At 73.4% G+C, this 6,049-nt stretch carries 5 protein-coding genes; 2 read left to right on the top strand and 3 right to left on the bottom strand.

All coding sequences use genetic code 11. The features are described 5' to 3' along the window. Both HF519_RS28960 and HF519_RS28955 read right to left on the bottom strand, forming a co-directional pair. Positions 1-562: glycosyl hydrolase family 28-related protein (locus HF519_RS28960; RefSeq protein WP_211170739.1), on the bottom strand; the 562-nt coding region annotated here is incomplete at its 3' end. A gap of 83 nt (positions 563-645) precedes the next feature. Next, on the bottom strand, positions 646-1,980 hold the full coding sequence (locus HF519_RS28955) for an MFS transporter (RefSeq protein ID WP_169416153.1): 1,335 nt from the start codon (positions 1,978-1,980) through the stop codon (positions 646-648). Between the two features lie 191 nt (positions 1,981-2,171). Between HF519_RS28955 and HF519_RS28950 the strand changes: the two genes are divergently transcribed. After that, on the top strand, positions 2,172-2,675 hold the full coding sequence (locus tag HF519_RS28950; RefSeq protein WP_169416151.1) for a L,D-transpeptidase: 504 nt from the start codon (positions 2,172-2,174) through the stop codon (positions 2,673-2,675). 86 nt (positions 2,676-2,761) lie between these two features. Here HF519_RS28950 and HF519_RS28945 read toward each other — a convergent pair whose 3' ends face one another. Beyond that, positions 2,762-4,666 (bottom strand): DEAD/DEAH box helicase, encoded by a 1,905-nt coding sequence (locus HF519_RS28945; RefSeq protein ID WP_312860418.1) that lies wholly within the window; start codon positions 4,664-4,666, stop codon positions 2,762-2,764. A gap of 367 nt (positions 4,667-5,033) precedes the next feature. Between HF519_RS28945 and HF519_RS28940 the strand changes: the two genes are divergently transcribed. Continuing rightward, complete coding sequence (locus tag HF519_RS28940) at positions 5,034-5,810, top strand: tyrosine-protein phosphatase (RefSeq protein ID WP_169416150.1); 777 nt, start codon at positions 5,034-5,036, stop codon at positions 5,808-5,810. Positions 5,811-6,049 lie beyond the last annotated feature (239 nt).

Below are 6,049 nucleotides of genomic sequence, written 5' to 3'. Positions count from 1 at the left end.
GCCCGCAGCCGACGGTCAGGACGCCCTCGACGACCGTGTCCTGGAGGAAGTCGCAGCCGAACCCGGTGGCCGCCGTGGCGTGGATGTAGAGGTCCCGGAACCGCCCGCGGAGCACGTACTGCAGGCCCAGCCCCTTGGCGAGGACGTCGTACTCGTCGAGATCAACACCGGAGCCGTCGATCTCGAAACCGGCGAACGTGCAGTCGGCGATGTGGTTGTCGACGCCGGCTCCGTGCTGCAGTGCGGTGAAGTAGGCGAGCGGGGTGGGCGAACTGCGGTCCCCGGGGTTGGCGAGGACGAACCGGGTGGCCGCAGGGCCGGCCCCGACCAGGGAGACGCCGCTGCGCCAGACCGTGCCGACGTCCCGGATCGAGTAGACCCCCGGCGGGCAGTAGATCACCCGCGGCAGCCCGTCGTCGGCGCAGGCCGCACCCAGGGCGTCGACCAGGGCGGCGAGAGCCGGCTGGTCGTTGGTGACGCCGTCCCCCACGAGCCCGTGCCCGCGGGCGTCGTGCACGAGGTGGCCGGCCGGTGCGAGCGGGGGCAGGTGCGGCGCGGACATGGTGGAGTCCTCTCGGCGGATGGGCCCCAGCGTTCCCGGCGTGGCGGCGCCCAATCGCCGGACGGCCGACGAGGTGCCCGTTCTCAGCGCGGGCGGCCGGCCCGCCGGCCCAGCGCGACGACGACAACGGCGGCCAGCGTCATGAAACCCGCCACCGTCCACATCCCGGCGCGGAAGTCGCCGGTGAGGTCGGACAGCCAGCCGGTGAGGTAGGGGCCGGCGAACCCGCTGAGGTTGCCGAAGGAGTTGATCAAAGCGATGCCGGCGGCCGCGCCCGCGCCCGTGAGGAACGCGCTGGGCAGTTGCCAGATCACCGGGATCGCGGCGAACACACCGCAGGCGCAGACGGTGACCGCGGCGATCACCAGGTACGGCGAGTCCAGGTACAGCGCGACCGCGACGCCCGCCGCTCCGACCACCGCGGGCACCGCGACGTGCAGGGGGCGCTCTCCGGTGCGGTCGGAGTGCCGGGCGTTGAGGAGCATGACCACCGACGCGACCGCGTACGGAACGGCCGTGACCAGCCCGATCTCGACCAGCGAGAACCGCACCCCGAACTGCTCCTGCAGGTCGGAGACGACCTGCGGGAGGAAGAAGGCCAGCACGTAGAGCCCGAACACCACACCGAAGTAGACGACCGACAGCGCGATCACCCGGCCGTCGCGCAACGCGTGCCGGATGCCGGTGGTGTGCGGGACCGCCTCGGCGTCCTCCGCGGCGATCCGCTCTTCGAGCGCCGACCGCTCCTCGGCCCGCAGCCAGCGGGCGGCGCGCGGTCGGCTGGGCAGCCAGAACAGCACCGCGATGCCCAGCAGCACAGCGGGAATGCCCTCGGCGAAGAACATGAAGCGCCAGCCGGCGTCGAAGCCGAGCAACCCGTCGCCGTTCTGGATCAGCAGTGTCGAGAGTGGGGCGCCGAGTACCGAGGACAGCGGGACGGCCAGGAAGAAGAGGGCGACGACCCTGGCCCGCTGGGCCCGGGGGAACCAGTAGGTCAGATAGAGGATGATGCCCGGGAAGAACCCGGCCTCGGCGATGCCCAGCAGGAACCGCACGAGGTAGAAGCTGAGCTCGCCCTGCACGAACGCGGTGGCCGACGCCACCAGGCCCCAACTGATCATGATGCGCGCGATCCAGACCCGGGCGCCCACCTTGTGCAGGATGACGTTGCTCGGCACCTCGAAGAAGAAGTAGCCGATGAAGAACAACCCGGCACCCAGACCGTAGGCGGCGGCGGACAGGCCCAGGTCGGGGTTCATGGTGAGCGCGGCGAACCCGACGTTGACCCGGTCGACGTAGTTGAGCAGGTAGCACAGACCCAGGAACGGCAGCAGCCGCCACATGGCCGTGCGGACGGCGCCTTCGGTGAGTCGGTCCGCGGCGATCCCGCCCGCGGTCGACCTGGTGCTCTCCCCCATCGTCTCCCTCTCGACGAGATCACGGTCGCCCATCCGTACCGTCGGAGCGCCCGGGAGACAAGCGGAGGCGAACAATCCGCCCAGACACCCCAGGTCGACCCGAAGTTGATCTTTGGGATGGTGGCGGCGCGTCGCGTGACGTCGGGAGGCGGCTCTCGTTGCGTGTCCGGGAAACGGTCGGGAGGAAACAGATGGCAGGAACGACACGACACGATGCACGGCGCCGGCGCCGCTCCACGGGCGCCGCACGGGCCGGCGCGATCGCCTGCGCCGCCGTGCTGGCGGCGGTGGGGATCACCGGCTCCGCCCTGGCCGCCGAAGGCGGCGGGGACGACCTCGTCGAGGGGACGCCGTGCACCGTCACGGCACGGGCGTGCGTGGACAAGGACGCGCGGACGGCGTGGCTGATCCACGGGGGCAGGGTGACCCACGGCCCCGTCGACATCGGCCTCGGCGCCGACGGCCAGGAGACCCCGAAGGGCACCTTCACGGTGCAGTGGAAGAACAAGGACCACCGGAGCGCCGAGTTCGGCGGCGAGCCCATGCCCTACTCGGTGTTCTTCGCCCCGGGCGGCATCGCGTTCCACGAGGGTGACCCGGACCACCCCTCGGCCGGGTGCGTGCACCTGCGCTACGACGACGCCGTCACGTTCTTCGAGGACCTGCAGGTCGGCGACGAGGTGCAGGTGCACTAGCCCCTGCGAAACGACGAGCGGGCCCGCCGCGTCATCGAATCCGATGACGGCGACGGGCCCGCTCGTCGTGCAGGGCCTGGCCGGGGTCAGCGGCCGGGACGGCTCCCGGCCGGGGCGAACCCGCGGTCGCGGCGGACGTTGGCCCGCCGGCCCTTGAGGGTGGTCACGCCGCGCAGCGAGCGCAGCACGTCGTCCGCGGCGTGCTCGGGCACCTCGACCAGGGCGTGCCGCTCGTGGATCTGGATCGCGCCGATGTCGCGGCCGGACAGCCGTGACTCGTTGGCCAGCGCCCCGACGATGTCCTGCGGTCGCACCCCGGAGGAGCGACCGGCGGACACGAACAGCCGGGTGGTACCGGCCTTCGGCGGCCGCGGACCGGCCGCCCCGCCGCGGCCACGCGGGCCCGACTCGCGCCGGCCCTCCCGCGGTGCGTGGGCGACCGGGATGTCGACCTCGTCCTCGGGGGCGCCACTGACCTCCTGGGCCAGCCGCACGGCCGCAGCCGCGACGTCCACCGGGTCGAACTCGGCGGCCAGCGACGCGATCATCGCGCGCACGCCGTCCGGGTCGGCCGGGGTACCGGTCCCCGTGCCGTCGTCGCCGAGGTCGGCGAGCAGCCGCTCCCGCAGCGCGGTACGGGTCCGGTCCAACCGGGCGGCCCGCAGGTCGCTCACGGTGGGCACCGGGGCGATCGCGACCGGCTGCTTGGTGAGGTGCTCGATGTTGCGCAGGTTCCGCACCGCGCCGGGCGCGACCAGGGTGATCGCGACGCCCTCGCGGCCGGCCCGGCCGACCCGGCCGATGCGGTGCACGTAGGCCTCGGGCGACTTCGGCACGTCGTGGTTGACGACGTGGCTGAGCTGCTCGATGTCCAGGCCGCGGGCGGCCACGTCGGTGGCGACCAGCAGGTCGGTACGGCCGCTGCGCAGCCGGTCGACCACCCGGGTGCGGTGCTCCTGGTCCATGCCGCCGTGCAGGGCCTCGGCCCGCAGGCCACGGCCGGTCAGCGTCTCCGTGACCGCGTCGACGTCGGCGCGGGTGCGGCAGAAGACGATCGCCGCGGTGGGCCGCTCGAGCTCCAGGATCCGGCCGAGGGCCGCGGTGGTGTGCGAGCGGGGCACCATGTACGCCGTCTGCCGCACGCGCGGAGCCTCACCGGCCGGGACCTCCTCGCGCTGGATGCGCACGGTCACCGGCTGGCGCAGGTACTCACGCGCCAGGCTCTCGATGCGCCGCGGCATCGTCGCGGAGAACAGCACGGCCTGCCGGGTGTCCGGCGTGGCCTGCAGGATCGTCTCGATGTCCTCGACGAAGCCCATGTCGAGCATCTCGTCGGCCTCGTCGAGCACGACGACCTCGAGCGAGTCCAGACGCAGCGCACCGCGGTTGATCAGGTCGATGGCCCGGCCGGGGGTCGCGACGACGACGTCGACGCCGCGCTTGAGCGCGCCCAGCTGCGGGCCGATCGGGGCACCGCCGTAGACGGCCAGCACCCGCGCGCCGAGGCCCTTGCCGTAGCGGGACACGGCCTCGGTCACCTGCATCGCGAGCTCACGGGTCGGCGCCAGGACCAGCCCGAAGGGGGCCCCGTCACCGCCCCCGGGACGCTCCTCGGCGAGGCGCTGCAGCATCGGCAGCGCGAACGCCGCGGTCTTGCCGGTGCCGGTGGCGGCCTGGCCGAGCAGGTCGCGGCCCTCGGTCAGCGGGCCGATCGCCTCGGCCTGGATCGGACTCGGCCGGGTGTAGCCCAGCTCGTCGATCACCCGCAGCAGCTCGGGGGCCAGCGGGAGGTCGGCGAAGGTCGGCCCGGTGTGGTCGGAGTCCTCGGCGTCGGTGTCGTCGGCGTCGGTGTCGTCGGCGATCTCCGAGTCGGTGTCGGCGTCGATCTCGGTGTCGAGGCCGGCGTCGGTGAGGTCGTTCAGATCGTCGTTCAGGTCGATCCCGTTCGTGGGGTCGGTGTCGGTCAGGTCCGGCAGCAGGCTTGCAGTCACTCGTGTCCTCATCGCAGGTGGTAGTGGTCGCAACGGAGGGCACGGTGGGCGCACCCGCGGGAAAGCCCGCGGGTCCTGCGGCAGGGAGCCGGAAGGCGGGCCGGTGTTGCTCGGTGGCCGCCACGGTGGTGACAACCGACAGGTGATTCTCCCACGGCCGGGCCGGGGAGATCACGCCGGGCGGCGGTGCCGCTGGTCACCTGGTACGCCAGAGCGTGCCTTGCGATCACACATCTCAACACCGCCGCCCGCGGATATGTTCCCGGGCGGCCCCCGGTTCCGCGTGCCGCGACGGACCGGCAGGACTCCGGGGGTCCGTAGTGGACGTGGGTCCGGTCACGATGTTTCCCGGTGTTCACCTGAAGGAATGAAACTCGATCTCGTGCCGAGTACTCACCCTCTGTCTCCCGCTGTTCATGCGGCCCCGGACGCGCCGGCGAACCTGCGCGACGTCCGCGGCCTGCGCACCGACGACGGCCGCATCGTGCGGCGCGGCGTGCTCTACCGCAGCGACGCGCCTCAACCGCACGACGCCGTCCCCGCCGACGTCCCGGTCTGGCCGCCGGCCACCGTCATCGACCTGCGCTCGGCCTTGGAGATCGGCGGCGCAGTGCACCCGTTGGATGCGGACGGGACCGCGGTGCATCACATCGGGCTCGGCGCCGGACTGGTGCCCGAGGTGGTGGCGGCGGTCCCGCGCGAGCAGCGCGACCTGACGTGGGCCTATCGGCAGCTCATGGGCGACGCCACGGCCGAGATCGCCGGCATCGTGCGGCTGATCGCCACCGCGCCGGGCCCCGCGCTCGTGCACTGCGCCGCCGGGAAGGACCGCACCGGGCTGGTGATCGCCGTCCTGCTGCGGACGGTCGGCGTGCGCCGCGCCGAGGTACGCGCCGACTACCTGCGCACGAACGACAACCTCGACCGGCTCTGGGCCCGGCTCGAGGCGGCCGGCGCGCCGATGCCCGCCGACGAGGACGCCCTGCTCGGGGTGGAGGCGGCCGCGCTCGACAGCGTGCTCGACGACCTGGAGGGCCACCCGGGCGGCCTCACCGGCTGGCTGGTCCGGCACGGTACCGATCCGGACGACCTGCGGCGGCTCGGCGAGCGCCTGATCAGCGGCCCCGCCGCGACGGCGGGCTGAGGCCGGACGCGGCGACCACGCCGACCGGCCGCGGCCGACGCCCCCGGGGGGCGCTTCGTCGACGCTCGCCCGAAGCTCGCCCGAACCAGCGGTCAGCGCTCGCCGGCCTACTTGCCGCCGCGCGCGCCGGTCGTCTCCGCTGGTGCTCGGCCTGGGCGAGGGCGAGACGTTCCTCGCCTCCGACGTCGCCGCGTTCATCGAGTTCACCCGCGACGCGGTCGAGCTGGGCCAGGACCAGG

Source organism: Pseudonocardia bannensis (genome assembly GCF_012911875.1).
GTDB classification, from domain to species: Bacteria; Actinomycetota; Actinomycetes; order Mycobacteriales; family Pseudonocardiaceae; genus Pseudonocardia; species Pseudonocardia bannensis.
The sequence above is the reverse complement of the archived record's forward strand: the minus strand, read 5'-3'. Positions and strand labels throughout refer to the sequence as shown.

What these genes read in the sequence shown, in the direction of transcription:
- HF519_RS28955 (WP_169416153.1), bottom strand. Translation starts at nt 1,980, where the DNA reads ATGGGGGAGAGCACCAGGTCGACCGCGGGCGGGATCGCCGCGGACCGA.
- HF519_RS28940 (WP_169416150.1), top strand. Translation starts at nt 5,034, where the DNA reads ATGAAACTCGATCTCGTGCCGAGTACTCACCCTCTGTCTCCCGCTGTT.
- HF519_RS28950 (WP_169416151.1), top strand. Translation starts at nt 2,172, where the DNA reads ATGGCAGGAACGACACGACACGATGCACGGCGCCGGCGCCGCTCCACG.